We start from the raw sequence: 25,871 nt of genomic DNA, 5'->3' as shown, positions 1-25,871 counted from the left end.
AAGGCGCGTGGTAAAGAAAACCCTCCCCGACGCGCGCCGGGGAGGGTTTTTGTTTACCCTTTCGGGAGGTTCGGCTCAGTGCGCCAAGGCTGCCAGCAGCAGTAGGGCCACGATATTGGTGATCTTGATCATCGGGTTCACGGCGGGGCCGGCAGTGTCCTTGTAAGGGTCACCGACCGTATCGCCCGTCACCGCGGCCTTGTGGGCTTCGGAGCCCTTGCCGCCGTGATTGCCGTCTTCGATGTATTTCTTGGCATTATCCCATGCGCCGCCACCGGCAGTCATGGAAAGCGCCACGAAGAGACCGCCCACGATTACGCCGAGAAGCAGCGCGCCCAGCGCCGCGAAGGCACTTTGCGGGCCGTCGATCCAGCGGATCACGAAGAACACCACGATGGGCGCCAGCACCGGCAACAGCGAGGGGATGATCATCTCCTTGATCGCTGCCTTGGTGACGAGGTCCACCGTGCGGGCATAGTTGGGACGGCTGGTGCCTTCCATGATGCCCGGATCGTTCTTGAACTGGTCGCGCACATCGACAACCACATCGCCCGCAGCGCGGCCGACAGCGGTCATGCCCATGGCTCCGAAGAGATAGGGCAGCAGCGCGCCGAGCAGCAGGCCGACGATGACGTAGGGGTTCTCCAGGCTGAAATCGACGTCCACATCGGGAAAATAGGCCCGAAGGTCGGCCGTATAGGCGGAGAACAGCACCAGCGCGGCAAGACCGGCGGAACCGATGGCATAGCCCTTGGTCACGGCCTTGGTGGTGTTGCCAACGGCATCCAGCAGGTCCGTCTTTTCACGAACGCTTTCATCGAGGCCCGACATTTCGGCAATACCGCCGGCATTGTCGGTGACAGGGCCGTAAGCATCGAGAGCCACGACCACACCGGCCAGTGCCAACATGGCAGTCGCGCCGTAAGCCAGACCGATGAGGCCCGCCAGTTCATACGCACCGATGATGGCGGCGATGATGACGACGGTGGGAAGGGCGGTCGATTCCAGGCTGATGGCCAGGCCCTGGATCACGTTCGTGCCGTGACCCGTTTCCGAAGCCTTGGCGATCGAGCGCACGGGGCGGAAATTGGTGCCCGTGTAATACTCGGTGATCCAGATGATGACGCCTGTCAGCACGATACCGATCAGGGAACACCAGAACAGGTCCATGCCGGTAAAGCTCTGCGTGACGGCAGCAGTGCCTTCTTCCGCGGGGTTGCCCGCATCGACCGCACTCAGGTCCACGCCGCCGATCGGCGCATTCATGTCGCCCAGTGCGAACTGGATGACAAGGTAGATCAGCGGGATGGCGAGAACGGCAGTGACGCCGAAGCCCTTGTACATCGCGCCCATCACGTTCGTGCCGCCCTTGCCGAGCCGCACGAAGTACGTGCCGATGATGCTGGTGACGATGCAGGCACCGCCGATCAGCAGCGGCAGGGTCATCAGCGGCAGCAGCAGGTCGCCGATACCGGTCAGCAGCAGCGCGGTGAGCACCATGGTCGCACCCACGGTGACGACATAGGTCTCGAACAGGTCGGCAGCCATGCCAGCACAGTCGCCGACATTGTCGCCCACATTGTCCGCGATAGTGGCGGGGTTGCGGGGATCGTCTTCCGGGATACCCGCTTCCACCTTGCCGACGAGGTCTGCGCCGACGTCTGCGGCCTTGGTGAAGATACCGCCGCCGAGGCGCGCGAAGATGGAGATGAGCGAGGCTCCGAAGGCGAGGCCGACAAGCCCGTCGATCACGGCGCGACTATTGGCTTCCAGCCCCATCGGGCCGACCAGCACGTAGAAGAACACCGAAATGGCCAGCAGGGCGAGGCCCGCCACCAGCATGCCGGTGATGGCACCTGCGCGGAAAGCGATGGTAAGGCCTTCCTGCAAACCCTTCTCCGCAGCGGCAGCGGTGCGCACGTTGGAGCGGACCGAGATGTTCATCCCGATATAGCCTGCCACGCCCGACAGTACGGCACCGATTACGAAGCCGATGGCCGGGATAAGGTCGAGGAATACCGCGACCAGCACGGCCACGACCACGCCGACGAGGCCGATGGTGGTGTATTGGCGGTTCAGATAGGCTTGCGCGCCTTCCTGGATCGCGCCTGCGATTTCCTGCATCTTGGCGTTGCCGGCGCTGGCACCCAGCACCTGGCGACTGGTGATGAAGCCGTAAAGCACGGCCAGCACACCAGCTATGATTGCGTAAAAGACAAGCTCCATGTCGCTTGTATCCCCTCTTCCAAATGAAAACGGCCCGGTTTGCCGGGTCCGCAGGTGTGCAAGGCTTAGCAAAGAGAGGCGAGGGCACAAGCGCCAAAGCGCGCGCTATCCCCGAAGCCGGGACGGCAGGGTGCCCTTACGGCGCTTCGTGACGGTAGCCCAGGCCTTGCGGGTTGGTCACCGGCTCGCCATCGACGAACAGGGAGGCGAAGCCTTTCGGCTCGACGCTCCCGATGCGTGTGGCCGGGATTGGCGGATGCGCGTCAGCGGGCAGGGTGAAGAGAAGCTCGTAATCGTCGCCCCATGTCAGGCAATCCATGCGGCGGGCATCGTCCGCAACGGGAATGGCGGCGGTGTCGATGGCGAATGACGTTTCGCTGGCGTCGGCCATGCGGAACGCATCGAGTAGCAATCCGTCCGACACATCCATCATGGCGGTCACGAGCGGGGCGAGCGTTTCCCCTTCGGCCATGCGCGCCAGCGGGCGGCGATAGGCTGTGCTGTCGGCCCCAGTGCCATCACGCAGCGCCTCGAACCCCAGCATCGCTTCGCCCAGCCTGCCGGTGACGTAAAGATGATCACCGATCTGCGCGCCGGAGCGTGCGGGGACGGGCACATGCGTCGCACGTCCGATGGCGGTGCAGCCGAGCACGCGCGTGCCGTCGCCCGAAACGGTGTCCCCGCCCAGCAGGGGGACATTGTAGTGCTGGCAAACCTCGGCAAGGCCGCTGACGAACCTGTCGTCGTCTTCACCCAGCATGTGGCTGAGCAAGATGCCAACAGGCTGCGCGCCTTTTGCTGCCAAGTCGGACAGGTTGGTGGCCACCAGCTTCCAAGCGACATCGGCCATGTCCTGCGACGGCAGGAAATGCATGCCTTCGACCATCGTGTCGTGGGTGAGGACCAGCGTTTCGCCGCCGAATTCCAGCACCGCGGCATCGTCCATCAGGCCACGCGATCCGGGGTGGAGCGGGAGGCTGCGCAGGGCGGCGATAAATTCGGCTTCGTTCAAGTTGGGCACTCCGTCATCCCGGACTTGATCCGGGATCCCGCTCTTATCTCTATGACTTGAAAAGGAAGCCGGACCCCGGATCAAGTCCGGGGTGATGAAAAGGAGCTAAGCCCGCACTTCCTTCGCCACGCCATCCAGCACGCCGTTTACGAATTTCGCTTCACGCTGGTCGAAGAAGGCATGCGCCACATCGACATATTCGCTGATTGCGGTGGCCATCGGTACATCGGCGCGGGCGAGCAGCTCGTAGGCCCCGCATCTCAGGATCTGCAGCATGGTCTTGTCGAGCCGCAGCAGCGTCCAGCCTTCGGCCAGACGCCCCGTCAACAGCGTATCGATCTCCACCTGTCGCGCGACCACGCCGGAAACGACGTCGTCGAAAAATTCGACTTCGGCATCCTCGTACTGCTCGTCCTCGATCTCCGCGCCGAGCCGGTGCTGGTGGAACTCGTCCAGCAGTTTGGCGAGCGCGGTCTTTTCCATGTGGCGCTGGTACAGCGCCTGCACGGCGGCAAGGCGCGCGGCGCTTCTCGCCCTTGAACGACTATTTGGCGAGCGTTTGTTCTGGCTCATTTCAATCTCACGGTAACGCTGCGGGCATGGGCGGGCAGCCCTTCGATTTCGGCCAGCGCGGCGGCGGCCGGACCGAGCTTTGCCAGACCGGCCTCGTCCAGTTCGATGAAGCTGGTGCGCTTCATGAAATCGAGCACTGAAAGCCCGCTGGAAAAGCGCGCGCGGCGTCCGGTCGGCAGCACATGGTTCGGCCCGGCGACATAATCGCCGATGGCTTCGGGCGTGTGGCGGCCAAGGAAGACGCTGCCAGCATGGCGAATTTTGGCGAACATCGCTTCGGGATCGTCGATCGCGATCTGGACGTGTTCGGCGGCGAGGCGATTGGCGAGGGCCGGGGCATCCTCCAGCAAATCGTCCACCACGACCACCACGCCGTGCTGCGCCCAGCTCTCGGTGGCGGTCATGCCGGTGGCGATCTGGGCGAGCAGCACGTCCACCGCATCTTCCACGGCGGCAGCATAGGCGCGGTCATCGGTGATGAGGATGGACTGACTGGTCGGGTCGTGCTCGGCCTGGCTCATCAGGTCTGCCGCGATCCAGTCGGGATCGTTCCTGTCGTCGGCGATCACCAGGATTTCGCTCGGCCCGGCTACCATGTCGATGCCGACCACGCCGTAAAGCTGGCGTTTGGCTTCCGCGACCCATGCATTGCCCGGGCCGGTGATCACATCGACCGGGCGGATGCGCCGCGTGCCATAGGCGAGCGCGGCAACTGCCTGCGCGCCGCCAATGCGCCAGATTTCGTCCACACCCGCCAGATGCGCGGCAGCCAGCACGAGGTCGTTCATCGCGCCTTTCGGCGTCGGCGTACAGACGACCAGCCTGTCCACGCCTGCAACCTTTGCCGGGATCGCATTCATCAGGAGGCTGGAGGGGTAGGCTGCACGGCCGCCGGGCACATACAGGCCCGCCGCTTCCACCGCATTCCAGCGCGCCCCGATGCGCGTGTCCGTCGCATCGCGATAGTCGCGATCTTCGGGCAGCTGGCCTTCATGGTAAGCCCGGATGCGCGTGGCCGCGAGGTCCAGCGCCTCGCGCACGTCGGGCAGCAGCATGTCGTAAGCGACCTTGCACTGGTCCTTGCCGATCTTCCAGCTGGCGACATCGGCGGTGAGCGCGTGCTTGTCGTAACGCATGGTGTAATCCACCAGCGCCTCGTCGCCTTTCAGCCGCACCTGCTCGATGATCGAGCGCACATCGCTGGCGACGTTGGCGTCGCTTTCGCGGCGGTCCTCGACGATCCGGTCGAACTTGGTGGCAAAGTCCTCGTCATGGATGGAGAGACGGCGCATCAGGCGGCCTCCCTCTCGGCCTGCGCGCGGAAACGCTCGACCAGCGCGGCAACGCGCGGATCGGTTTTCCAGGCGGCGCGGTTGACGATCAGCCGTGCGCTCACCTGCATGATGACCTTCGTCTCCACCAGACCATTGGATTTCAGCGTACCGCCGGTGGACACAAGGTCCACGATGCGGCCGGCAAGGCCGATGGACGGGGCGAGTTCCATCGCGCCGTTCAGCTTGATGCATTCGGCCTGGATGCCCTGCTTCTCGAAATATCGGCTGGTGAGGTTCGGATACTTCGTCGCCACACGCAAGTGGCTGGCATTGCCGCTGCCCTGTTCGGCAGGGTCTGCCGGCTCTGCCACTGAAAGGCGGCACGCACCGATGCCGAGGTCGACCGGGGCATAGAGCTCCGAATAGTCGAACTCTTCGACAACGTCGGAGCCGACAATCCCCATCTGCGCCGCGCCGAAAGCCACGAAAGTTGCCACATCGAAAGCACGCACGCGCAGGATGCGCATATCGCCAGTCTCGTCGGCGAAGCTGAGCGACCGGTCCAGCTTGTCGTGAAAGGCGGCCTCGGGCACGATGCCGGCATCCGCCATCACCGGCAGCGCCTCGTCGAGGATGCGTCCCTTGGGAATGGCGAAAGTCAGGGGCCCGGACCGGGCGGTGTCGGCGGTTTGTGTCATCGGCGCGCGATGTAGGGCTAAGCGGTTGAAAGGGCAATGCCGCCCAAAGGCGCTTACGCGGTCTTTTCCAGGAACCTTGCCATCGCGGCATTCACCGGGTCGGGCGCTTCCCACGGCACGAAATGGCCTGCATCGGGAACGCGCTGGATGGTGAGGTCGGACACCCACTCGTCCAGCCCCTCGATATTGGCAGGCAGAAGTGCCTCATCGTCCATGCCCCAGATCACCAGCGTCGGGATGTCGAGGCGCGGGAAGGGCGGCGGCGTGACATCGGCGGGATCGGCATAGGGATCGTCCATGCCCGGCACGCCGATGCCGCTGGCGCGGTACCAGTTGAGCATGGCGATGGCGCGGTCCGGATCGGACCATTGCTCCATCAGCACTGCCAGTTCGGCCGGATCGTAATCCGGGCGGTCCGTCCAGCTGAGCGCCTGTTGCAAAAGCGCGCCAAGCCCGTGTTCGCGCACCAGCGCGTCATTCGCGGGATCGCGGAAAGTACGCATATACTGGCTGGCCTCGCGCTGGGCGCGGTCGGTCAGCAGCAGGCGCTGGAAGACGGCGGGGTGCGGGGCGTTGGCGATCACGGCGCGGGTGACGAGGCCGGTCGCCTGCCCTAACGCGGCAATGCCCCATGCCAGCGCACCGCCCCAATCGTGCCCGACCACGGTAAACTCGGCCACATCAAGGGCGCCTGCCAGAGCGACGATATCGCCGACCAGCGCTTGCGGATCGTAATGCTCCACACCCTCGGGCCGCGAAGAATTGCCGTAACCGCGCTGGTCGGGCGCGATGCAGCGGAAGCGCGTGTTTAGATGCTCGATCTGGTGCCGCCAGGTCCGGTGGTTCTCGGGAAAACCGTGCAGGAATATGAGCGCGGGTGCATCGCGTGGGCCGCTGTCCCAGACGTCCAGCGCAATGCCGTTTTGCAGCTCGACGCGGGTGAGCTCGCTCATTGCGAGATAGCTGGAGGCACGCTCGGCTGGCTGGGGATGCCCAGCAGGTCGATATTGAAAATAAGGGTAGCGCCGCCGGGGATCGGCCCACGGCCTTCCAGACCATAGGCCTGCTCTGCCGGGATAACGACCGTCGCACTGTCACCCACACCCATATACGGGATCGCCGTCTGCCAACCCCGGATCAGCCGCGAGAGTGGGAAAGTGGCGGGCTCACCGCGTTCAAGCGAGCTGTCGAACACCGTGCCATCGGGAAAGGTGCCGTGATAATGGATGGTAATTTCGTCCTCGACAGTAGGCGCCGGACCGCTTCCGTCTCCGCCAAACCGCCGAAACTTGATGCCGCCGTCGAGCGTGGACCAGCCATCCGCCGCAGTGCGTTCATGCAGAGCAAGTTGCTGCGCGTTGTGCCATTCGAGGCTGCCGACTTCGCCGGGCGCGGGTGCCGCCATGTCCTGCGCGGTAGCGGTGACGACGGAAGCGGCGGCAAGGCCGAGGGCGATCAAGGGAAGGACGGGTTTCTTCATGGCATTTCCTAAACCACATTCGTCATTCCCGCGAAAGCGGGAATCCATGGGTGTGTCGCGCTCAAGCTGGATCCCCGCCTGCGCGGGGATGACGATTTGCGTCACGGATAGCTGACCGTCTTCGGCTTGCCATCGGGCAACGGGATATACTCCGCATCGTCACCCGGCACTTTGGCAAAGCGGCCTTCGCGCCAATCTTCTTTTGCCTGGTTGATCCGCTCGCGGTCGCTGCTCACGAAATTCCACCAGACATGGCGCTTGGTCGCAAAGGCTTCGCCGCCCAGCAGCATCACGCGCCCGCCGGAGCGGCTGGAAAGCGTCATCGCCGCGCCAGGTTTCAGCACGACGAGATCGTAGAGGTTTAGCGCCATGCCGTCGACGCTGGCATCCCCGCCGACCAGCATCAACGCGCGCTCGTCTGCCTCGGCATCGATGGGGATCGAGCCGCCTTCGCTCAGCACGATTTCGGCATAGATGGTTTCGGCATGCGTCGTTGTGGGCGCGCGCTCGCCCCAGAGCTCACCCATGATGATCTGCGCCCGCGCGCCGTCGCCGTCGATCCATGGCAAGTCGCTGACGGCCTCGAACGCAGGATCGATCTCTTCCTGACCGTCCGGCAGAGCGAGCCAGGTTTGCATACCATACAGCGCCGGGCCTTTCGCGCGCTCTTCCTGCGGGCTGCGCTCCGAATGGACGATGCCGCTGCCCGCCGTCATCAAATTCACCGTGCCGGGGCGGATGGTGGAATAGCTGCCGATGGAATCGCGATGCTCGATCGCGCCGTCGAACAGCCATGTGACGGTGGCGAGGTTGATATGCGGATGTGGGCGCACATCCATTCCCTTGCCCAGATCAAGCTGCGCCGGGCCGAACTGGTCCACGAAGACGAACGGCCCCACCATGCGCGCCTCTTTGCTCGGCACCGCGCGCCGCACGGTGAAACCGCCAAGATCGTGGCTGGTGGGGGTGACGGTCTTCACGATGGACATTTGCGCGCTTCTCCTATTGCTCGTCCAACTCCTCGTAATGCCGGAATATCCCGTCTTCGCTGAACTCCAGCCGCTGTTCGCTGGCGAGGTAATCGGCAACGCCCTCGATCTCCGGCACGGCGCCTTGCAGCCCTTCGAGATGCGGCCAGTGGCCCTGCATTTCCTTCATGTAACGCGGGAAGGCATAGTCCAGCCCCTCCATCACTTGGAAAAGGCTTGTATCGACATGGCTGGGCTGCTGGCCGAGCATGAAAGGCCCGCCGCTCGCCGCAATCGCATTGTCGAAATGGATAAGGTATTTGGGGATGCGCTGGGCGCGGAAATAGGCAGCTTTCTCGAAAGCGGCATCCATCTGGTCGGCATAATACAAGTCATGCGCGACGGGGTGGTGGACGGAGTGCACCTCCTCCACGAAATCGGCGATGTCGAGCTGGAGCTGCAGCAGGCCGAGATCGGTCTCCATCTCGCCCGAACCGTGCCCTTCCTTGTCGGAGAGATATTGCAGGATCAGCGGCGTCTGACCGATAATGACTTCGCCATCGACGATGTAAGGTGGGGCAAAAGGGCGAATGCCGCTCAGCCCATGCATATGCTCTACCATGGCGTCGGCGCTCTGCTCACGCGCCATGTCGGTATAGTCGACCTCGAACGCCTCGCAGAACAGGCGCACGAATTCACCGCGACCCGGAATGTCTGGCCAATACCAGAGTTCTATACTCATGGTTGGCCTTCTCCCGGCGCGTAGCATTTCATCGCGAAAGCATGCACGCGCTCGCCGGGAATATCGCCCAGCGCGCCCAGCACCATGCGCTGTCGCTGAAGGCGGTTCTTGCCCTCGAAATGCGGGCTTTCGACGATCACCGTGAAATGGCTTTCGCCGCTGCCATCATCGCCTGCGTGGCCATGATGCTGCGCGCTATCGTTGATGACCTCCAGCCGTGTGGGCGCCAGCGCGCCGCGCAGCAGGGTTTCGATCTCTTTCTGGATGGGTCCGCTCATGGCCGGCAAGGTGGGGCTTCCCTTCGCGCGAAGCAATCCCCATTCAAGGCTGTTCATGCGAAACGAGAAGTTCCACGGGCGCTATGAAAGCGGAGGGCGGGTGTGCGAGCACCCCACCTGCCGCGAGCCGGGCGAATTTCGCGCACCGGGACGAGCGGGCAATTCCTTCGATGGACCGGGCGAATGGCGTTGGTTCTGCCTCGAACATGTGCGTGAATTCAACGCGGGCTATGACTGGTTCGAAGGCATGAGCGCGGACGAAATCTACGCAGCGCAGGCTCCAGGCAGCGGCTGGCAAACGGAAATTCCGGCGTTCCGTCCGACGGCGGGCGCTGATGGCATGCCGCGCTGGGCCGACTTTGCCGATCCGCTCGATGCCATCAATGCGCGCGCGGGCGACATCAAGCGGGCGGCTGCCGGTCGCAATTACAGCGACGCCAGCCGCTTTACCCCGCGCGAGCGGGAGGCGCTGAATGTGATGGGCCTCGGCGCGAAGGCGGATCGCCGATCGCTGCGTCGCCGCTATTCCGAACTGGTTCGTCGATACCACCCGGACCGCAATGGCGGGGACCGCAGCAAGGAAGCGCATTTGCAGCGCGTGGTGGAGGCGTATCAGCTGCTGAAGCGGGCGGATGCTTTTGGATGAAAGACCAAAGCCATCCCCGCTCATGCTGAGCTTGTCGAAGCATCGTCTTTCTTTGTTTTAAGGCGGCGCCAGAAGTAAGAGCGATCCTTCGGAGTCGAAGACGGCGCGAAGCGCCACCGGCTCAGGATGAGCGGATTTTTGTGTCCTGCCGAAAAGCCCAGCGTAGCGTCCCGCCCATGCCGTTCACTAGCAGTCGCGACGGCAGCGCACTCAGGCCCGGGCGCTTCAGCCCCAACATGGTGCGCGCAAAAGGCGGCACCAGTTCGATGGCCGCATTGGCCAGCAGCGGTTGCACCGCGCCCGGCGCACCTTCCACGCGCTTGTTGACGATCAGGTCTGCAACTTCGCGAGTCTCCGGCGTCACCCGCAGATCGCCGCGCAATTCGGAAAAGATCGCTTGCGCTTCGGCCTTGGTCTCCGGCACCGGATCGGCCCCCAATTTGCGCGCGATGAGGGCGAACTGGCGGAAATACTCGTCCTGCTCGGCGCGGGACATTCGCGGCTGCACATGGACGAGCCATGCTTCGAGGAACATCAGCGCTTCGGTTACATGCACCCAGGCGAGCGTGCGCGGATCGGTGGCGGAATAGGGCGTGCCATCGGGCAGCGTGCCTTTGACCGCCGCATGGATACGATTGACCCGCGCGATGGCGGCATCGGCATCGTCGCGATGGCCATAGGTCGTCACCGCGATGAAACGCGCTGTGCGCCGTAAGCGGCCATGCATGTCCGCGCGAAAATCGGAAAAATCGAGCACACCGCGCAGCGCATGCGGATGCAGCATCTGCAACAGCAGCGCCGCCATGCCGCCCACCATCATGCTCACCACATCGGCGTGCACCATGCGAATTGGCGTGTCCTTGGCGAAATAGGCCTCGTCCGATGGCGGCACCGGCTGCTCGCCACGACCGGTATCGTTGAACGCCGCGCGCACGCCGGACACGAGCTTGGCCCGCGCGAACTCGGCCGGACCGAGAGGAAAACGTCTTGCCATAGCGGCCTTGTGCCATCGCTGGCGCAGCATTGCGACCATGGCTTTACAACTGTGTTGCTACGAAAGCGTGGCGCGTCTAGTCAGCGGCGCGAGATGAATGACATGACCAATCCAAGCGACACCGCCGGAACCACCATCCTCGCAGCACCCGATACCGAGGTCGATGTACGCGAGGCGTTCGGCCTCGATATCGACATGAAAGTTCCTGCCTTTTCCAAGGCGGATGAGCGCGTGCCGGACCTCGACGAGAACTACGTTTTCGATCACGACACCACGCTCGCCATCCTCGCAGGCTTTGCGCATGATCGTCGGGTGATGATCCAGGGCTATCATGGCACTGGCAAGTCCACGCATATCGAGCAGGTTGCCGCGCGCCTCAAATGGCCGACCATCCGCATCAACCTGGATGCGCATATCAGCCGGATCGACCTGATCGGGCGCGATGCCATCGTGCTGCGCGACGGATTGCAGGTGACCGAGTTCCGCGAAGGGCTGTTGCCATGGGCGTTGCAACATCCCGTCGCACTGGTGTTCGACGAATACGATGCCGGCCGACCCGACGTGATGTTCGTGATCCAGCGCGTGCTGGAACAGGCGGGCAAGCTGACCCTGCTGGACCAGAACCGCGTGATCCGCCCCGATCCGCACTTCCGCATGTTTGCCACGGCCAACACCGTTGGGCTGGGCGATACGAGCGGGCTGTATCACGGCACGCAGGCGATCAACCAGGGCCAGATGGACCGCTGGAACATCGTCGTCGGCCTCAACTACCTGCCGGAAGAAACCGAGCAGGACATCGTCGGCGCGAAGACGAGCCTCGATAAGAAGCTGGTGGCCGACATGATCCGCGTGGCAGACCTGACGCGGCAGGGCTTCATGAGTGGGGACATCTCCACTGTGATGAGCCCGCGCACCGTTATCACATGGGCGCAAAACACAGAGATTTTCGGCAATGCGGGCTTCGCCTTCCGCCTCAGCTTCCTCAATAAATGCGACGAGGCCGAACGGATGCTGGTGGCCGAATATTACCAGCGCGTATTCGGGGAAGACCTGCCCGAAAGCGCCGTTTCCAAAGGCTGATAGAGCCGCCGACATCGGAAAGTGTTTTGATGCACCGCATTGTCACCAAGCTTGCGGCGATGGCCGCTATCCTCGCCTTTGCCGCGCCCGTCGCTGCGCAAGTCGCGGTCGATCGCGGCGCGCTGGAGCGCGACACCACCATCCTCGCCGACGACGACATGGAGGGCCGCGAAGTCGGCACGCCGGGCTATGACCGTGCGGCAGACTATGTCGCGGGCCGGATGGAGGAGCTGGGGCTGGACCCGGGCGGCGATGAAGGCACATATTTTCAGTCCGTCCCGCTAATGTCGGTGACGCGTGCCGAGGCCGGCAATACGCTGAGCATCGAAGGCTTAGGCGAACTGGAATGGGGCGAGGACTACATCGTGCGCGGCCGCGCCCATCGCATGGGCGGCGTAATCGAAGCACCGCTCGTTTTTGTCGGATACGGCCTGCGGATGGAGGGTCGCGACGATTTCGCCGGCGTCGACCTGCAAGGCGCGATCGCCGTGCGCATCAGCGGCAGCCCGGATGGCCTCGGCTCGGAAGAAGCCGCGCATTACAGTTCCAACGTCAACCAGCGCCTGTCGGATGAAGGCGCTATCGGCGTGCTGTTGCTCTCGACCCCGGCAATGACCCAGCGGTTCAGTTGGAACGGGATCGCCAGCGTGTTCGGCAATCGCTCCTCCACGACCTGGGCCTGGCCGGAGGGTATAGGTTATGAGCAGGGGGCGAATGTTATGGCAACGGGAAACCTTTCGCCAGCGATGTCGGCAAGGCTTCTTGAAGGCTTCCCCTTCGACTTCGATGACCTGAGCGCAGCCGAGCGCAGTGCGGAGCGCATCATTCCCAGCTTTGCGCTCAACCGTACAGCGCGCATCAGCTTCAAGAGCCGGGCGGAAACGACCCTGACCTCCAACGTCATCGGCATGGTGCGCGGGACGGACCCGAGTGTGTCGGGCGAATATATCGTCGTGACGGCGCATCTCGATCATGTCGGCGTGCGTGAGACCGAGGCCGAAGGCGATGACGAGATTTACAATGGCGCGCTCGACAATGCGGTAGGCGTTGCTTCCATGCTGGAAGTGGCCCGCCTGCTGCGCGCCGACCCGCCGCGCCGTCCCGTGCTGTTCGTGGCGCTGGGCGCGGAAGAGATCGGCCTGCTCGGCTCCAGCTATCACGCGCGCAACCCGGGCCTCGATAGCGGCGAGCTGGTGGCCAATGTCAATATCGACATGCCGGTGGTGACTTACGATTTCAGCGATGTCGTGGCCTTCGGCGCTGAACGCTCCTCGCTCTTCCCCGAAGTGGCCGCAGCGACCGAAGAGTATGGCCTCATTCTCAGCCCCGATCCGCAGCCGGAGCAGGGCTTTTTCACCCGGTCCGACCAGTACAGCTACGTAACTGCGGGCATCCCGGCCATCTATCTCGATCTCGGATTGGGAAATGGCGGCGAGGAAGCGCAGGGGCTGGTGTTCGATCGCCACTACCATCAGCAATCGGACGAAGTGGATCTCGTCGATTTTGCCGCGCTGGAGCGGCTGGCAGGGGTCAACTATCTTATAGCGCGCAACATCGCCAACATGGCAGAGCGACCGGTATGGAATGCGGGCGATATATTCGCGCCGAGGCACAGTGCGCATGACGGCGTCAACGAAGGTTCATAGGACCTTCGCCAGACCCGCGCATTGCAATAACTGTATTGCATAGACAATACACTATGGCGTAAGGCGGGCATGTGAAACGATTGCTGGGCAGATTCTTCGGGCGCAAGGAGCCTGATATCCGCAGCTGGGTGCGGCGCGATCTTGCCCTGGAAAGTGCGCCTTGGTCGCCATTGTCGCAGGATGATGACGACGATGATCCCTACGCGCCGCTGCCGCCTTCGCAATACCGGTCCGATGCCCCGTTCGGAACGCCGGACCGCTACGCCACGGGCTGGCGGCGGTTCATGCCGCGCTTCCTGCGCAACCGGTCGTGGTGGTGGTGGATCAGCCGCATGGTGGCAAGCGTGCTGTTCGTCTTCATCCTGCTGGTGGCCTATCTCGCCATCACCGCGCCGCTCAACAAGTCGCTGCAACCGATTGCGCCGCCGCAAATCACCCTGCTGGCGGCCGACGGCACGCCGATTGCGCGCAATGGCGCGGTGGTGGATGAACCGGTGCAGGTCGCGGACCTGCCCGACCATGTCATCCAGCCCTTTCTCGCCATCGAGGACAGGCGTTTCTACGATCACTGGGGGGTCGATCCGCGCGGCATTGCCCGTGCGGCTTTCACCGGCGTGGGCGGCGGCTCCACCATCACGCAGCAGCTGGCGAAGTTTACTTTCCTCACGTCCGAACAGACGTTGACCCGCAAGGCGCGCGAGGCGCTGATTGCCTTCTGGCTGGAGGCTTGGCTGACCAAGGACGAGATCCTAGAACGCTACCTCTCCAACGCCTATTTCGGCGACAATATGTACGGCCTGCGCGCGGCGAGCCTGCATTATTTCTACCGCCACCCCGAAAATCTGCGCCCCGAGCAGGCGGCGATGCTGGCCGGCTTGCTGCAAGCGCCCAGCCGCCTCGCGCCCACGCGCAATCCCGATCTTGCCGCACAGCGCTACAGCCTCGTGAAGAATGCCTTGGTCGCCGCCGGTTACATCACGCAGGAACAGGCCGATGCGATGGCCGTGCCGGAGCTGGACGTGCGGACTGTCAACGATGTGCCCACCGGCACCTATTTCGCGGACTGGGCGCTGCCCTTTGCGCGCGAAAATGCCGAGGCGACCTATTCGCGCCAGACGCTGACCACCACGCTCGATTCCCGCCTTCAGGATGCCGCCCGCCGCGCTATCGAGCGTGCTCCGCTGGGCAGCGCGCAAGTGGCGCTGGTGGCGATGCGGCCCAATGGCGAAGTGGTCGCCATGGTGGGCGGGCGCGACTATTCCGAAAGCGCCTTCAACCGCGTGACGCAGGCGCGCCGCCAGCCGGGCTCCACTTTCAAGCTGTTCGTGTACCTCGCCGCGCTGCGCAATGGCTGGTCGCCGGACGATGTGATCGACAACACCGAATTCACCGCCGGCTCGTATCGCCCCGGCAATCACAATGGCCGCTATTCCGAGACGATCACCCTGCGCGATGCCTTTGCGCAAAGCTCCAACGTCGCCGCCGTACGCCTCTTCAATGCGGTCGGCAGCGAAGCAGTAATCGAAACTGCGCGTGATCTCGGGGTGACCTCTCCCCTCGCAACCGGCGATCCCAGCATGGCGCTCGGCACGTCGACCATCACCCTGCTTGAACTGACCGCCGCCTACGCCGCCGTCGCTGCCGACAGCTTCCCTGTCGAACCGCACGCCTTCGTGCGCGAGGAGGAAAGCTGGCTCGACTGGCTGACCAGCGGGCAAGGCAGCTTCAACCGCTCCGACCATGCCGATATCGAGGATATGCTGCGCGCCGCGATCAATTCCGGCACGGGCCGAGCCGCCACCCTGTCGGTCGCCAATTTCGGCAAGACCGGCACCACGCAGGACAATCGCGACGCGCTGTTCGTCGGCTACGCAGGCGAGGGGGAGAACCGTCTGGTGGTCGGCGTATGGGTCGGCAATGACGACAATTCGCCGCTGGCAGGCGTGACCGGTGGCGGCGTGCCCGCGCGCATCTGGGCAAACTTCATGCGCGCCGCCTTGGGTGCCGCCGCCGCGCCGCCGCAGCCGACGCCCAGCCCCGATCCGAGCGGCCCGGTGCAACCGCAAGACGTGCCCAAGCTGGACGATATCCCGCTGGGCGATGGCACGCGCCTCATCATTCGCGATGGCGAGGCGATCATCGTCTCCGACATCGATGGCGTGGGCGTGGAGGCAAGCATCCGCGATGGCGGCGTGTCATTGGAAGTGGACGAGGAGGCCGCCAAGGAAGCCGCGCGAAGGCGGCTGGAAGAAGAGCTGCGGCGAGAGGCCGAGCCTGCGGGTTAGCGCAGCGGCGTAACGAGGTATTTCTCGCCTGTCGCCATCTGGCTGTAATCCATGATCGCCTCTTTCGTCAGCATCTCATCCAGCCCGACGCGCGCCTTGTACTGGCTGGCGAAGGTGGAGGTGAGGCCCTGCTGCACGCGGGTGCGCAGCGCCATCATGGTCTGCATGTCGCAGCTGTTGAGGAACGGCATCAGCAACCAGCCGCTTACTGTCCAGCCGAAGCCGTAGCTTGGCGTCAGGATGGTCGGCGTCAGGTCCAGCCGGCCATAGATGTACATCTTCTTCGCCTGGTCGGAGCCGTAGCGGCTGTATTCGGTCATCTTGCTGGCAGCGACCCGTTCCATGGCCCGCAGGCAGGTGTCTGTCGTGTTGCCGCCGCCGATCGGATCGAAACCGAGATAAGCGCCGGTATCGTCGATGGCGGACGCCAGCTGCATCTCGAAATCCCTGTCGGACGAATTGACCACATGGGACGCGCCTTGCTCACGCAGCAAGGTGGCCTGCGCATCCTTGCGCACGATATTGACCAGCGCCATGCCGTCTTCCTGACAAATCCGGTTTAGCATCTGCCCGAGGTTTGACGCGGCGGCGGCATGGATGATCGCATCATGGCCCTCGCGCTTGGCGGTCTCGACAAAACCGAGCGCGGTCAGCGGATTTACGAAGGAACTTGCGCCGACTTCCGACGAATGCTCACCCAGCGGCAGGCACATCATCGCATCGGCAATGGCATATTCGCTGAAGGCGTTGCCCGGCACGCAGGCCACGCGCTGGCCCATCAGCGCCTGCGCCATCTCGCCTCCGCCCGCTGCGATGACTGTCCCGGCGCCTTCATTGCCCACCGTCTGCGGCTTGCCGTGCCGCGCGGCTTGCCCGGCGGCGACCATGGGGTGCAGCTGCATTTCGATCTTGCCGGGCGAGTAACTGGCATTTTCCAGATCGGCACCGGTCGTCATCAGGAAGAGGTCGGACGGGTTGATCGGCGCGGCTTCCATGCGCACCAGCACTAGGTTGCCGGTCGGCTCGGGGAACACCTTTTCCTCCAGCGCGAGAGTCATCTTCCCATCGGCGGTGAGGGTGGAAACGAGCTGGCGTCCGGTGGTGGTCATGGTGATCCTTTCTCAATTATCGTCGGGATAATGCGCGGCGACGAAATACAAACCCTCGGGCGGCGCATTCAGGCCCAAAGCAGCGCGATCTTTTGCCGCCAGCGCCTCGGCAACCTGCCCGATTGCCCAAGTGCCTTGCCCAACCAGCGCCAGCGTGCCGACCATGGAGCGGACCTGGTGGTGCAGGAAACTGCGTGCCGCGGCGCGGATGACGATGGCATCGCCCTCGCGGCTCACATCCAGCCGGTCCAGCGTCTTGACCGGATCCTTCGCTTGGCAATGCGCGGAGCGGAAAGTGGTAAAGTCGTGCCGCCCCACCAGCGCCTGCGCCGCCTCGTGCATGGCGTCGGCATCCAGCGGGCGGGCGATGTGCCATGCGCGACCCTTCTCCAGAGTCAGCGGCGCGCGGCGATTACGGATGCGGTATTCATAACTGCGCCCGATGCAGGAAAAGCGCGCATGCCAATCGTCCGGTTTGACTGCGCAGCCCGTGATGGCGACGGGATCGGGGCGCAGATGCGCGTTCAGCGCTTCCATCAGGCGAAACGGCTCGAACGGTTTTTCAATATCCAGATGGCAGCGCATGGCGAGCGCATGGACGCCGCTATCGGTGCGGCCCGCGCTGAACAGCGTCACATCCTCGCCGGTAAGTTTGTGCGCCGCATTCTCGATCGCGCCTTGCACGCTCGGCCCGTGCGGCTGGCGCTGCAGGCCGAAGAACGGCGTGCCGTCGAACTCCACGGTAAGGGCGAAGCGGGTCAACCGGCGCGGCTCCCTGCAACAATCGGATTGCCGCGCAGATAGTCCTCGATAGCCATGGCCGGCTTACCCGCTTTCTGCACGGTGACGGGGCGTAAAGCCATGTCACCACAGGCGATGGTCAATTGCTTGTCCAATATTCTCCCGGCGTCACCCGTGGAATCGACAACTTCGGCGCGGTGCCATTTCAGGCGTTCGCCATCGACCATCATCCAGCTGCCGGGGAAGGGCGAGAAGGCACGCACCTCTCGCTCCAGCACATCGGCGGGCTTGGCGAAATCGAGGCGTGCTTCCTCCTTGCCGATCTTGGGCGCGTAGGTCGCGAGCGTATCGTCCTGCACCTGTGGCTCCAGCGTCGGCCATGCGGCCAGCGTTTCGATCATCAGGCCTGCGCCGAGCTCGGCTAGTTCGTCATGCAATTCGCCCGTGGTCTTGTCGGCAATAGGCGTTGCGGCTTTCATCAGCATTGGGCCTGTATCAAGGCCTGCCTCCATCTGCATGATCGTGATGCCGGTCTGCGCGTCACCAGCCTGTATCGCGCGGTGGATCGGCGCGGCCCCGCGCCATCGCGGCAGCAGCGAGCCATGCACATTGAGGCAGCCATGCTTCGGCGCATTGAGGATCGGCTGCGGCAGAAGCAATCCGTAGGCAGCGACCACTGCGACATCGGCTTTCAATGCGGCGAAAGCGGCCTGCTCGTCACCGCCTTTCAGGCTGCGCGGATGGCGAACTTCGATGTCCAACGCTTCGGCCCGCGCTTGGACAGGGGAGGGCCGCTCTTTCTTGCCGCGGCCGGATCGGCTGGGCGGCTGGCTATACACCGCCGCAATGTCGTGCCCGGCCTCGACCAGCGCATTGAGCGTCGGCACGGCAAAATCGGGCGTTCCCATGAAGATGATGCGCATGTTGCCAGCCCCTAACCGTTCGTCCTGAGCTTGTCGAAGGGCGAAAACGCACGACATAGCCAATTCGGACTTCGACAAGCTCAGCCCGAACGGGTTAGAGGACAGGCATGGCATCACAGGAAATCGAAAATCTCGCCAGCGCGCTGGCCCGGCTTCCCGGCCTCGGCCCGCGCAGCGCGCGTCGCGCCGTGCTGTGGCTGGTCAAGCACCGAGAAACCGCGCTGAAACAGGTTCTGCATGCGCTCGGTGCCGTGCAGGACAAGCTTGTCGAGTGCCACACTTGCGGCAATGTCGATACGCAAAATCCGTGCAGCATCTGCGCCGATCCCAAGCGCGATGCCAAGAGCATATGCGTGGTGGAGGATGTCGCCGACTTGTGGGCGCTGGACCGCGCTCGGCTGTTTACCGGCAAATATCACGTGCTTGGCGGGCGGCTGTCGGCGCTGGATGGCGTGCGGCCGGAAGACCTTGCGATCGACAGCCTGCTGGGCCGCGTGGAAGAGGGCGGGGTGGATGAGGTCGTCCTCGCCATGAATGCTACGCTGGAGGGGCAGACCACCGCGCACTATATTGCCGAACGGCTGGAAAAGCGGCCCGTGCGCATCACCCAGCTCGCCCACGGCCTGCCGGTGGGCGGAGAGCTGGATTATCTCGACGAGGGTACGCTGGCACAGGCGCTGCGCGCGCGGCGGCCGCTAAGCTGATTGAAACGCGCGGACATCCGCACTAAATCGGACCCATGGCTATTCGCGAAATTCTGGAAGCGCCGGATCCCCGGCTCAAAACCGTGTCCGAACCGGTGACGACCTTCGACGACGATCTCAAGACGCTCGTCGATGACATGTTCGAAACGATGTATGCCGCCCATGGCATCGGCCTTGCCGCCATCCAGGTGGGCGAGCCGCTGCGCCTGCTAGTCATCGACTTGCAGGAAGAAGACCCGGATGCCGAACCGGTAGAATGCGACCACGATGGCACGAAGCACACGCACCAGCCGGTCATCAACGACCCGCGCGTGTTCGTGAATCCGGAAATCCTCGATCCGAGCGACGATCTGAAAAGCTACCAGGAAGGGTGCCTATCCGTGCCCGACATCTTCGCGGACGTCGAACGTCCCGCGCAGTGCCGCGTGCGCTGGCAGGACTTGGAAGGCAACACGCACGAGGAAGAGATGAACGGCATGCTGGCCGTGTGCATCCAGCACGAGATGGATCACCTGAACGGCATTCTCTTCATCGACCACCTCTCGCGCCTCAAGCGCAATATGGCATTGAAGAAGCTCAAGAAAATGCGCGAAGCGGCTTGACGGTCGTGACGTGAAAGGCCCGCTCAGCCTGCGCAACGCGGCGCTTGTCGGTTTCATTTTCGCGAGCGCAATGTGCGTGTGGCGCTTCTTCACCTCGGACGACACGACGGACGAAGTGCTGATCCGCTTCGCCGTTTATTTCGCGATGTTCACTACCGGCTTTTGGATCATCGTGAACCTGATCGCGACGAAGCGCTCCGGCGACAAATAGCCTCGGTCTCGAAAAAGGGCCGCTCGATCGGGGCGGCCCTTTTTGTATCAGTCGATAGCGCGCTCACCCGCCCTGCCGACCGAATCGATATCGGCGGCAAGCCCGCGAACGGTATTGCACCCGGCAAGCGACAACGTTGTGCTGCCCAGCAGCAGAGCGAGAACGATATTGCGAAAACGCATGGCGGCGACCCTTCCGTCAAAAGTAACAGCGCGGTGTTATAGCGCCGCGACTGGCAAAAGGGCAATCGCGTGCGTCAGGCAGTCGCCGCGTCCACCATTCCTTCCAGCGCTTTCGCGCAATCTTCCATTGTTTCGCGGCACATGCGCTCGCAGCGATTGCAATGCGGATTGTCATGCTTGGCGCATTCCTCCGCGCATACCTTGCAGGCGATGATGCAGGCTTCCAGCAGCGATTTGATGACCACCGTATTGCCGTGTGTGCGGCGTGCGGCGACCGTGCTGACGACCTGGCAGATGTCCGACGCATCGGAGCATTTGCGGATACATTCGGACATATCGCCCTGTTCGGAATTGCAGGCATCCACGCAGCTGTTGCAGATTGCCGCGCAGTACATGGCATGCTTCACCGCTTCGCCCAGCTGCTCGTTATAGTCGCCGCCCACATTGGGGTGGTCCTGAATCATTTCCTTGATCGACATGGAATTTTCTCTCCTTTGCCTGTTCAGCGAGCGGGGCTGGGGATTGGTTCCGACGAGACTTTCCACCGATATGGACGAAATTCTCATTGCGCGACTTGCGGAAGACAGTTCGTGCTGTAGGTTCATTGTCTGTTCCGGCTTGAGAGGAGGCGCTTATGATCTAGTGAGACGCTGTGACGCGAATTAATCATTTATGAAATTCAGCTGATCAAACCGGTCCGAACCCGGCAAGTGCATGAGCGACTCCTGAGTTGGCAATAGTGCGATGCTCCCGGCCAACCTTCAGCAGAATTTTAAAAGATTAAAGCAGTTACGGAGGAAAGGGCATGAACTGTCCGCCGTACGTGCTGCTTTGGAATATCGATCTCTGCTTCTGGGTGCGCCTGTCGGATGACCGCCAGCACTTCGTGTCCTGTTCGCCTCGCGGATTTCAATCCGAGGCGGAAGCAGAGAATGATTACAGGTGGCGTTTCGCCACAACCTGACCAAAGCTGGGCGGGCGTGCACGCGCCCGCTCACACGGTCCGCATTTGTTGAGAGAAAAATGGAAGCCGATTCCTCAATCTTGATTCTGTTTGTCGGGTTGGCCGCCGCTCTGATCGGTGGTTTACTTGGTTGGTTTGTCGGATCGCGGCCCATCGGCGATCTTCGCGCGCGATATAATGCACGCGATGCCGAGGCGAAAGAAATTGACGCTAAATACTTGCGGACTTTTGCCGATCTGGAAGCAGCACGAGAAAAAGCGGGGCGCGTCGATGCTCTCGAAGAGGAACTGCGAAATGTGCGGGGATCGTATGAGCGCGCACTCGAGACTCTACGTAGCGAGAAATCCGCACTTGCCTCCGAACTTGAGAGCTTGAAGAGCGGCACGGCTGAGCGCGAGCGCGCCTTTGAAGATCGTTATGCCGAACGTGAGAAACACTTCGAACGCGAGCTTTCACGGTTGGTCGAGGCGGAGGAGAAACTTCAGGCCAAGTTCAATGAGATTGGCGAGAAAATGCTCGCTGGCGCGCAGGCCAAATTTCTGGAGGGGGCAGGTGCGCATCTGGCCAATCTCAACAAAGATGCTTTGGCCGAACTGGAGAAAAAGGCTGGGCCCATCAGCCGAACGCTCGAAGATTATCGCAAGCGTGTCGAGGAACTTGAAAAGGGTCGCTCGGAAGCATGGCACCAATTGCAGGGTGTCATTGGCGAGGTGAAGGCTGGCCAGCGGGAAGTAATCGACGGCGCCAACCGGATTACCACGACCCTGCAAGGGGCAACGAAAGCTCGTGGGGACTGGGGTGAATTGCAGCTCGAGAACCTGCTAGAAAGCTGCGGCCTTACCGACCGCACTGATTTCCGGCGAGAAGTGAACGTGAAAGATGCGGATGGCAAAGACCTGCGACCCGATGCCATCATAAACATCCCCGGTGGCCGCAAACTGGTTGTCGATGTCAAAAATGTCTTCAATACATACAAGGAAGCCAACGAGGCCGAAAGCGAAGAGCAGCGCGGCGTGCTGCTGGCCAAACACGCGCGTGAATTGCGCGGACATGTCAGGGCGTTAGCCGAGAAACGGTATCAAGACCACGTTGAAGGGTCGGCTGACTTTGTCGTTCTGTTTGTTCCGGGCGAGCACGTTCTTTATGCGGCACTTACCCAGAGTGAGGATCTGCTAGACTTTGCATTGCGACAGAATGTTGTCCTCTCCAGCCCTCTCAATTTTATGTCGATAGCCATGACCGTCGCCACTGTGTGGCGGCAAGCAGGTGTGCAGGCAGACGCGCAGGAGATCGCGAAGCTTGGGAAGGAGTTGTATGACAGGCTCGGGATCGTGGCTCGCCACATGAGCAATCTACGCCGCGATCTCAGCAAGGCCAACAACAGCTTCGATTCACTTGTAGGCTCCTTCGACACCAATCTTCGAAAGACTGGTGAACGCTTCGAACAGCTGAGTATCGACACGTCAGCGAAAGATCTTCACGAAGCTCCTCCGCTCAACATGCAGCCGCGCAGACTCTCGAATTTCGGTGAAGGTCAAGAGGAGCAAGACAGCGGGCCCGCATAGCGTCGCTTGACATAACGCCCTAGCGCTCCAGCGTATCGAGCACCTCATAGGAGAGGACAGCCGCAGCCACGGCGGCGTTGAGGCTGTCGGCCCGGCCGCGCATCGGCATGGTGACGCGCAGGTCGCAGGCGGTCTCGTATTCTTCCGGCAGGCCTTGCGATTCGTTGCCAACCATGACGAAGCACGGCGCGGCATATTGCGCGCTGCGATAGGGCACAGCGTCGCGCAATGATGCGGCGACCAGCTGGCCATCACCTTGACGCAGCCAGCCGTGGAATTCTCCCCAAGAAGCGCGCGCCACTCTCTGCGTGAAGATCGCACCCATGCTCGCGCGCACGGCTTCGACGCTGAAAGGGTCGGCGCAGTCGTCGATCAGGATGAGGCCGCCTGCGCCCACCGCATCGCCTGTGCGCAGCATCGTGCCCAGATTGCCCGGATCGCGCAGCGCCTGCGCCACCAGCCAGATCGACGCGGCAGTGCGGTCCAAACTGCCCACAGACGTATCGAACTCCTCGAACACGCCTGCCACGGCCTGCGGGTTATCCTTGCCGGTAATCTTGGATAAGATGTCCGGCGTGGTGACGATCACGTCGCCGCCCGCTGCCGCAACATCCGCCTCCAGCGCATCCAGCAGCGGATGCCGATCGCGTCCGCCTGCCATCACGAGCATCTTGGGCAGGTGGCCGCATTCGCGCGCGTCGGTTAGCAGGCGTAGTCCCTCGGCAAGGAATACGCCCTCGCGCTTGCGGTGCTTCTTGTCGCGCAAGCTGCGCAGATATTTGACCGTGGGGTTGGAAAAGCCGGTAATCTCGCGGCGCATGGCTGGCTCTCAGTCCTCGCCGAACTTGCCTTCGACCAGCGCCACCAGCGCGCCCAGCTTCGCCTCTGCTTCCGGGCCTTCGACCTTCAGGGTGACCGTGTCCCCCATGGCGGCGCCCAGCATCATCAGCCCCAGGATCGAGCCGCCCGCGGCACTGTGATCGTCTTTTTCGACAGCCACTTTGTGATTGTCCATCTCCGCCACCATGCTGACGAATTTGGCGCTGGCGCGAGCATGCAGTCCGCGCTTGTTGGGGATGACGACCTGTCGGCTTGCTTCGCTCATCTGCCCTCCCAATTCCCTATCAGGCGTCCTGCCCCAGAAATTCCGATGCGAGTGTGATGTAATTGCGCCCCGCCTCACGCGCGGCCTGCGCGGCCTTGAGGAGCGGCAATTCCTTGCGCGCGCCCGCCAGGCGGATCAGCATGGGCAGGTTGATGCCGGCGATCACCTCGGTCCGTCCCGCCTCCAATAGCGAGATGGCGAGGTTGGACGGCGTGCCGCCGAAAAGGTCGGTCAGCAGGATCGCGCCCGCGCCTGTATCGACGCGCTCGATCGCTTCGGCGATTTCGCGGCGACGCTCTTCCATATCGTCATTCGGCCCGATGCAGATCGTGGCGACCGCATCCTGCCGGCCCACCACATGTTCCATGGCGGCGACAAATTCCTCGGCCAGCTGGCCGTGGGTGACGAGAATGATACCAATCATCGGGGGAGGGCGTTCTTCTACCTATTCAAACCGACAGGGCGGATCGCTTGGCGCTCATGGATGCTGGCTCCCTTCCACCAGATCCTCGGCTCGCGATCCCAGATTGCGATGCAGGACGGTGGGCGAAAAGCCGCCTTCGCGCAAGACCTGCGCCATCTTCTCCGCTGTGTAAACGCTGCGGTGTCTCCCGCCGGTACAACCGAAGGCGATGTTCACATAGGTTTTTCCCTGCTCCGCATATTGCGGCAGAAGTTCCAGCAGCAATGCACGGATTTTCGAGAAGCTGGATGCAAATATCGGATTGCTTTCGATAAATTCGCCTACGCCTTCGTCCAGCCCGGTCTGTTCGCGAAGCCCCTCTTCCCAATGCGGATTGGCGAGATAGCGCATGTCGAACACCAAATCGGCCGTGGGCGGCTTGCCGCGCGCAAAGCCGAAACTCGATACCGTCACCGTCATCTCGGCAGGGGCGGTTTGCGAAAATTGGTCGCGGATCGTCTGTTTCAGGTCGTTGGTGGAAAAATCGGTGGTGTCGATCAGCACATTGGCCCAGCGGCGCAGCGGGCTGAGCAATTCACGCTCCGCCGATATGCCGGAAGAGACGGGCAGGTCGCCTGCGAGGAAATGGCGGCGCCGCGTTTCGTTGAAACGCCGCTCCAGTTCATGCCCCGCGCAATCGAGGAACAGCGTGCTGATGGTGAGGTTCTCGTCCTCCTCCACCCAGTGCTTCACCTGCTCGATGATTTCGGCGGGCACGAAGCCGCGCGTGCGGCAATCGAAACCGATGGCGAGCGAGCCTGCCACGGCATCGCCGCCCACCATCCGGTCGAGCAGGCGGATCGGAAAATTGTCGATCGATTCCCAGCCAAGGTCTTCGAGTTCGCGCAGCGCGGTCGATTTGCCCGCGCCCAACATGCCGGTCACAAGCAGGATGCGCTGGGCGGGTGCGGAAGCGTTTGCAGCCATGGAAAGCCACATGCGCGCACAATTGATGAATGTGAAGAGGGCCTTCAGTCCAGACCGTGCATTTCCAGTGCCGCCTCGGCGCGCAAGGGCAGGGCAGGCGTGTCCGGATAGAGGTCGACCTGCGGCACTTCCTTGCCGAGCAGCATCGCCGCGCCATGGCCCAGCGGCAGCCTCTCCGCATCGGGATCGAGATTGATCACGATGGCCACCGGTGCCCGCGCGGTGGGAACTTCGAGCAGGCCGACATTGCGGATTTCGATCAGCCCTTCGGTGTTGGGAGGCGGCGTCGCGACGACCAGTTCGCCGACCTGCGCCAGCGTGACTCCATCATCACCGATTAGCTCCGCGCCGCGATCCATCAGCGCGAGGGCCAGGCTGGATTTGCCGCTGCCCGGTCCGCCGGTGATGAGCATGGCGCGCCCACGCATGGCAACGCAGCTGACATTGGGAAGGGTCGTGCTCATGCTGTTCGG

The 25,871-nt window shown here is 62.9% G+C and carries 29 protein-coding genes; 8 read left to right on the top strand and 21 right to left on the bottom strand.

The window, feature by feature from the left end:
- Positions 1 to 75 precede the first annotated feature (75 nt).
- The 10 genes from BMF35_RS12025 to BMF35_RS11980 all read right to left on the bottom strand — a co-directional run bounded on the left by BMF35_RS12025 (position 76) and on the right by BMF35_RS11980 (position 9,251).
- Positions 76 to 2,226: a sodium-translocating pyrophosphatase gene (locus tag BMF35_RS12025; RefSeq protein ID WP_047006132.1), complete on the bottom strand. Its 2,151-nt coding sequence runs from the start codon at positions 2,224 to 2,226 to the stop codon at positions 76 to 78.
- A gap of 136 nt (positions 2,227 to 2,362) precedes the next feature.
- On the bottom strand, positions 2,363 to 3,238 hold the full coding sequence (gene thiL / locus BMF35_RS12020) for a thiamine-phosphate kinase (protein ID WP_418202094.1): 876 nt from the start codon (positions 3,236 to 3,238) through the stop codon (positions 2,363 to 2,365).
- Between the two features lie 105 nt (positions 3,239 to 3,343).
- Complete coding sequence (gene nusB, locus BMF35_RS12015) at positions 3,344 to 3,811, bottom strand: transcription antitermination factor NusB (RefSeq protein ID WP_047006130.1); 468 nt, start codon at positions 3,809 to 3,811, stop codon at positions 3,344 to 3,346.
- Positions 3,808 to 5,103: a histidinol dehydrogenase gene (hisD, locus tag BMF35_RS12010; protein WP_047006129.1), complete on the bottom strand. Its 1,296-nt coding sequence runs from the start codon at positions 5,101 to 5,103 to the stop codon at positions 3,808 to 3,810. The genes nusB and hisD overlap by 4 nt, the downstream gene beginning before the upstream one ends.
- A complete protein-coding gene (gene hisG, locus BMF35_RS12005) occupies positions 5,103 to 5,783 on the bottom strand; it encodes an ATP phosphoribosyltransferase (RefSeq protein ID WP_047006128.1) in 681 nt (226 codons plus the stop codon). The genes hisD and hisG overlap by 1 nt, the downstream gene beginning before the upstream one ends.
- Positions 5,784 to 5,836: 53 nt before the next feature.
- Positions 5,837 to 6,736 (bottom strand): alpha/beta fold hydrolase, encoded by a 900-nt coding sequence (locus BMF35_RS12000; protein ID WP_047006127.1) that lies wholly within the window; start codon positions 6,734 to 6,736, stop codon positions 5,837 to 5,839.
- The gene (locus BMF35_RS11995; RefSeq protein WP_047006577.1) at positions 6,733 to 7,263 is read right to left on the bottom strand and encodes an FKBP-type peptidyl-prolyl cis-trans isomerase; all 531 of its coding nucleotides are present in this window, start codon (positions 7,261 to 7,263) and stop codon (positions 6,733 to 6,735) included. Before BMF35_RS11995 ends, BMF35_RS12000 begins: the two co-directional genes overlap by 4 nt.
- Before the next feature lie 101 nt (positions 7,264 to 7,364).
- Complete coding sequence (locus BMF35_RS11990) at positions 7,365 to 8,252, bottom strand: pirin family protein (protein WP_047006126.1); 888 nt, start codon at positions 8,250 to 8,252, stop codon at positions 7,365 to 7,367.
- A 13-nt stretch (positions 8,253 to 8,265) separates the two neighbouring features.
- Positions 8,266 to 8,973: a glutathione S-transferase gene (locus BMF35_RS11985; protein ID WP_047006125.1), complete on the bottom strand. Its 708-nt coding sequence runs from the start codon at positions 8,971 to 8,973 to the stop codon at positions 8,266 to 8,268.
- Positions 8,970 to 9,251 carry a BolA family protein gene (locus BMF35_RS11980; protein ID WP_173426179.1) on the bottom strand — a complete coding sequence of 94 codons (282 nt, stop codon included), beginning with the start codon at positions 9,249 to 9,251 and terminating at the stop codon, positions 8,970 to 8,972. The genes BMF35_RS11985 and BMF35_RS11980 overlap by 4 nt, the downstream gene beginning before the upstream one ends.
- Positions 9,252 to 9,306: 55 nt before the next feature.
- Here BMF35_RS11980 and BMF35_RS11975 point away from each other — a divergent pair, with 55 nt between their 5' ends.
- Positions 9,307 to 9,897, top strand: coding sequence for a J domain-containing protein (locus BMF35_RS11975; RefSeq protein WP_047006124.1), 591 nt, complete (start codon positions 9,307 to 9,309; stop codon positions 9,895 to 9,897).
- Between the two features lie 121 nt (positions 9,898 to 10,018).
- Here BMF35_RS11975 and BMF35_RS11970 read toward each other — a convergent pair whose 3' ends face one another.
- Positions 10,019 to 10,891 (bottom strand): oxygenase MpaB family protein, encoded by an 873-nt coding sequence (locus BMF35_RS11970; RefSeq protein WP_047006575.1) that lies wholly within the window; start codon positions 10,889 to 10,891, stop codon positions 10,019 to 10,021.
- Between the two features lie 93 nt (positions 10,892 to 10,984).
- On the opposite strand from BMF35_RS11970, the gene cobS reads away from it, so the two are divergent.
- The 3 genes from cobS to BMF35_RS11955 all read left to right on the top strand — a co-directional run bounded on the left by cobS (position 10,985) and on the right by BMF35_RS11955 (position 15,902).
- Positions 10,985 to 11,971 carry a cobaltochelatase subunit CobS gene (gene cobS, locus BMF35_RS11965; protein ID WP_047006123.1) on the top strand — a complete coding sequence of 329 codons (987 nt, stop codon included), beginning with the start codon at positions 10,985 to 10,987 and terminating at the stop codon, positions 11,969 to 11,971.
- 29 nt (positions 11,972 to 12,000) lie between these two features.
- Positions 12,001 to 13,617, top strand: a complete 1,617-nt coding sequence (locus BMF35_RS11960; RefSeq protein WP_052765940.1) for a M28 family peptidase — start codon at positions 12,001 to 12,003, stop codon at positions 13,615 to 13,617.
- Between the two features lie 71 nt (positions 13,618 to 13,688).
- The gene (locus BMF35_RS11955) at positions 13,689 to 15,902 is read left to right on the top strand and encodes a transglycosylase domain-containing protein (protein ID WP_071961223.1); all 2,214 of its coding nucleotides are present in this window, start codon (positions 13,689 to 13,691) and stop codon (positions 15,900 to 15,902) included.
- On the opposite strand, the gene BMF35_RS11950 is transcribed toward BMF35_RS11955, so the two are convergent.
- The 3 genes from BMF35_RS11950 to fmt are packed head-to-tail and all read right to left on the bottom strand — an operon-like array spanning position 15,899 to position 18,675.
- Positions 15,899 to 17,011 (bottom strand): alcohol dehydrogenase catalytic domain-containing protein, encoded by a 1,113-nt coding sequence (locus BMF35_RS11950; protein ID WP_047006122.1) that lies wholly within the window; start codon positions 17,009 to 17,011, stop codon positions 15,899 to 15,901. The genes BMF35_RS11955 and BMF35_RS11950 overlap by 4 nt on opposite strands.
- A 12-nt stretch (positions 17,012 to 17,023) precedes the next feature.
- A complete protein-coding gene (truA, locus tag BMF35_RS11945) occupies positions 17,024 to 17,773 on the bottom strand; it encodes a tRNA pseudouridine(38-40) synthase TruA (RefSeq protein WP_047006121.1) in 750 nt (249 codons plus the stop codon).
- Positions 17,770 to 18,675 (bottom strand): methionyl-tRNA formyltransferase, encoded by a 906-nt coding sequence (gene fmt / locus BMF35_RS11940; protein ID WP_047006120.1) that lies wholly within the window; start codon positions 18,673 to 18,675, stop codon positions 17,770 to 17,772. Before fmt ends, truA begins: the two co-directional genes overlap by 4 nt.
- Positions 18,676 to 18,782: 107 nt before the next feature.
- On the opposite strand from fmt, the gene recR reads away from it, so the two are divergent.
- From recR to BMF35_RS11925, 3 genes are read left to right on the top strand one after another with little or no spacing between them, the layout of a single operon-like run.
- On the top strand, positions 18,783 to 19,379 hold the full coding sequence (recR, locus tag BMF35_RS11935) for a recombination mediator RecR (RefSeq protein ID WP_047006119.1): 597 nt from the start codon (positions 18,783 to 18,785) through the stop codon (positions 19,377 to 19,379).
- A 35-nt stretch (positions 19,380 to 19,414) separates the two neighbouring features.
- On the top strand, positions 19,415 to 19,981 hold the full coding sequence (locus tag BMF35_RS11930) for a peptide deformylase (protein WP_047006118.1): 567 nt from the start codon (positions 19,415 to 19,417) through the stop codon (positions 19,979 to 19,981).
- Between the two features lie 10 nt (positions 19,982 to 19,991).
- Positions 19,992 to 20,192, top strand: coding sequence for a hypothetical protein (locus BMF35_RS11925; protein WP_047006117.1), 201 nt, complete (start codon positions 19,992 to 19,994; stop codon positions 20,190 to 20,192).
- A gap of 47 nt (positions 20,193 to 20,239) precedes the next feature.
- On the opposite strand, the gene BMF35_RS13955 is transcribed toward BMF35_RS11925, so the two are convergent.
- Positions 20,240 to 20,374 carry a hypothetical protein gene (locus BMF35_RS13955; RefSeq protein ID WP_257786330.1) on the bottom strand — a complete coding sequence of 45 codons (135 nt, stop codon included), beginning with the start codon at positions 20,372 to 20,374 and terminating at the stop codon, positions 20,240 to 20,242.
- Positions 20,375 to 20,448: 74 nt separating this feature from the next.
- Positions 20,449 to 20,853 (bottom strand): four-helix bundle copper-binding protein, encoded by a 405-nt coding sequence (locus BMF35_RS11920; protein WP_047006116.1) that lies wholly within the window; start codon positions 20,851 to 20,853, stop codon positions 20,449 to 20,451.
- Positions 20,854 to 21,316: 463 nt separating this feature from the next.
- On the opposite strand from BMF35_RS11920, the gene BMF35_RS11915 reads away from it, so the two are divergent.
- Positions 21,317 to 22,903, top strand: a complete 1,587-nt coding sequence (locus BMF35_RS11915) for a DNA recombination protein RmuC (RefSeq protein WP_156172056.1) — start codon at positions 21,317 to 21,319, stop codon at positions 22,901 to 22,903.
- A 19-nt stretch (positions 22,904 to 22,922) separates the two neighbouring features.
- On the opposite strand, the gene BMF35_RS11910 is transcribed toward BMF35_RS11915, so the two are convergent.
- Genes BMF35_RS11910 through BMF35_RS11890 form a run of 5 tightly spaced genes read right to left on the bottom strand, consistent with a single transcriptional unit; the run spans position 22,923 to position 25,862 of the window.
- Positions 22,923 to 23,723, bottom strand: a complete 801-nt coding sequence (locus tag BMF35_RS11910; RefSeq protein ID WP_047006114.1) for a TrmH family RNA methyltransferase — start codon at positions 23,721 to 23,723, stop codon at positions 22,923 to 22,925.
- Between the two features lie 9 nt (positions 23,724 to 23,732).
- Positions 23,733 to 24,008 carry an HPr family phosphocarrier protein gene (locus BMF35_RS11905; RefSeq protein WP_047006113.1) on the bottom strand — a complete coding sequence of 92 codons (276 nt, stop codon included), beginning with the start codon at positions 24,006 to 24,008 and terminating at the stop codon, positions 23,733 to 23,735.
- Positions 24,009 to 24,027: 19 nt separating this feature from the next.
- Positions 24,028 to 24,432 carry a PTS sugar transporter subunit IIA gene (locus tag BMF35_RS11900; protein ID WP_047006112.1) on the bottom strand — a complete coding sequence of 135 codons (405 nt, stop codon included), beginning with the start codon at positions 24,430 to 24,432 and terminating at the stop codon, positions 24,028 to 24,030.
- 54 nt (positions 24,433 to 24,486) lie between these two features.
- Entirely contained in the window at positions 24,487 to 25,398 is a 912-nt protein-coding gene (gene rapZ, locus BMF35_RS11895; protein WP_082115642.1) for an RNase adapter RapZ, read from the bottom strand.
- Between the two features lie 44 nt (positions 25,399 to 25,442).
- The gene (locus tag BMF35_RS11890; protein ID WP_047006110.1) at positions 25,443 to 25,862 is read right to left on the bottom strand and encodes an HPr kinase/phosphorylase; all 420 of its coding nucleotides are present in this window, start codon (positions 25,860 to 25,862) and stop codon (positions 25,443 to 25,445) included.
- Positions 25,863 to 25,871: the final 9 nt, after the last annotated feature.

The sequence above is a fragment of the Aurantiacibacter gangjinensis genome (assembly GCF_001886695.1).
Lineage (GTDB): Bacteria > Pseudomonadota > Alphaproteobacteria > Sphingomonadales > Sphingomonadaceae > Alteraurantiacibacter > Alteraurantiacibacter gangjinensis.
The sequence above is the reverse complement of the archived record's forward strand: the minus strand, read 5'-3'. Positions and strand labels throughout refer to the sequence as shown.

Coding starts and splice junctions, on each gene's coding strand:
- BMF35_RS11905 (WP_047006113.1), bottom strand. CDS start 24,008: ATGAGCGAAGCAAGCCGACAGGTCGTCATCCCCAACAAGCGCGGACTG.
- BMF35_RS11930 (WP_047006118.1), top strand. CDS start 19,415: ATGGCTATTCGCGAAATTCTGGAAGCGCCGGATCCCCGGCTCAAAACC.
- BMF35_RS11985 (WP_047006125.1), bottom strand. CDS start 8,973: ATGAGTATAGAACTCTGGTATTGGCCAGACATTCCGGGTCGCGGTGAA.
- BMF35_RS11950 (WP_047006122.1), bottom strand. CDS start 17,011: ATGACCACCACCGGACGCCAGCTCGTTTCCACCCTCACCGCCGATGGG.
- BMF35_RS11960 (WP_052765940.1), top strand. CDS start 12,001: ATGCACCGCATTGTCACCAAGCTTGCGGCGATGGCCGCTATCCTCGCC.
- BMF35_RS13955 (WP_257786330.1), bottom strand. CDS start 20,374: ATGCGTTTTCGCAATATCGTTCTCGCTCTGCTGCTGGGCAGCACAACG.
- recR (WP_047006119.1), top strand. CDS start 18,783: ATGGCATCACAGGAAATCGAAAATCTCGCCAGCGCGCTGGCCCGGCTT.
- BMF35_RS12000 (WP_047006127.1), bottom strand. CDS start 6,736: ATGAGCGAGCTCACCCGCGTCGAGCTGCAAAACGGCATTGCGCTGGAC.
- hisG (WP_047006128.1), bottom strand. CDS start 5,783: ATGACACAAACCGCCGACACCGCCCGGTCCGGGCCCCTGACTTTCGCC.
- fmt (WP_047006120.1), bottom strand. CDS start 18,675: ATGCGCATCATCTTCATGGGAACGCCCGATTTTGCCGTGCCGACGCTC.
- nusB (WP_047006130.1), bottom strand. CDS start 3,811: ATGAGCCAGAACAAACGCTCGCCAAATAGTCGTTCAAGGGCGAGAAGC.
- BMF35_RS11975 (WP_047006124.1), top strand. CDS start 9,307: ATGCGAAACGAGAAGTTCCACGGGCGCTATGAAAGCGGAGGGCGGGTG.
- BMF35_RS11890 (WP_047006110.1), bottom strand. CDS start 25,862: ATGAGCACGACCCTTCCCAATGTCAGCTGCGTTGCCATGCGTGGGCGC.
- rapZ (WP_082115642.1), bottom strand. CDS start 25,398: ATGGCTGCAAACGCTTCCGCACCCGCCCAGCGCATCCTGCTTGTGACC.
- BMF35_RS11920 (WP_047006116.1), bottom strand. CDS start 20,853: ATGTCGATCAAGGAAATGATTCAGGACCACCCCAATGTGGGCGGCGAC.
- BMF35_RS11995 (WP_047006577.1), bottom strand. CDS start 7,263: ATGAAGAAACCCGTCCTTCCCTTGATCGCCCTCGGCCTTGCCGCCGCT.
- BMF35_RS11970 (WP_047006575.1), bottom strand. CDS start 10,891: ATGGCAAGACGTTTTCCTCTCGGTCCGGCCGAGTTCGCGCGGGCCAAG.
- BMF35_RS11990 (WP_047006126.1), bottom strand. CDS start 8,252: ATGTCCATCGTGAAGACCGTCACCCCCACCAGCCACGATCTTGGCGGT.
- cobS (WP_047006123.1), top strand. CDS start 10,985: ATGAATGACATGACCAATCCAAGCGACACCGCCGGAACCACCATCCTC.
- BMF35_RS11900 (WP_047006112.1), bottom strand. CDS start 24,432: ATGATTGGTATCATTCTCGTCACCCACGGCCAGCTGGCCGAGGAATTT.
- hisD (WP_047006129.1), bottom strand. CDS start 5,103: ATGCGCCGTCTCTCCATCCATGACGAGGACTTTGCCACCAAGTTCGAC.
- BMF35_RS12025 (WP_047006132.1), bottom strand. CDS start 2,226: ATGGAGCTTGTCTTTTACGCAATCATAGCTGGTGTGCTGGCCGTGCTT.
- BMF35_RS11980 (WP_173426179.1), bottom strand. CDS start 9,251: ATGAGCGGACCCATCCAGAAAGAGATCGAAACCCTGCTGCGCGGCGCG.
- BMF35_RS11910 (WP_047006114.1), bottom strand. CDS start 23,723: ATGCGCCGCGAGATTACCGGCTTTTCCAACCCCACGGTCAAATATCTG.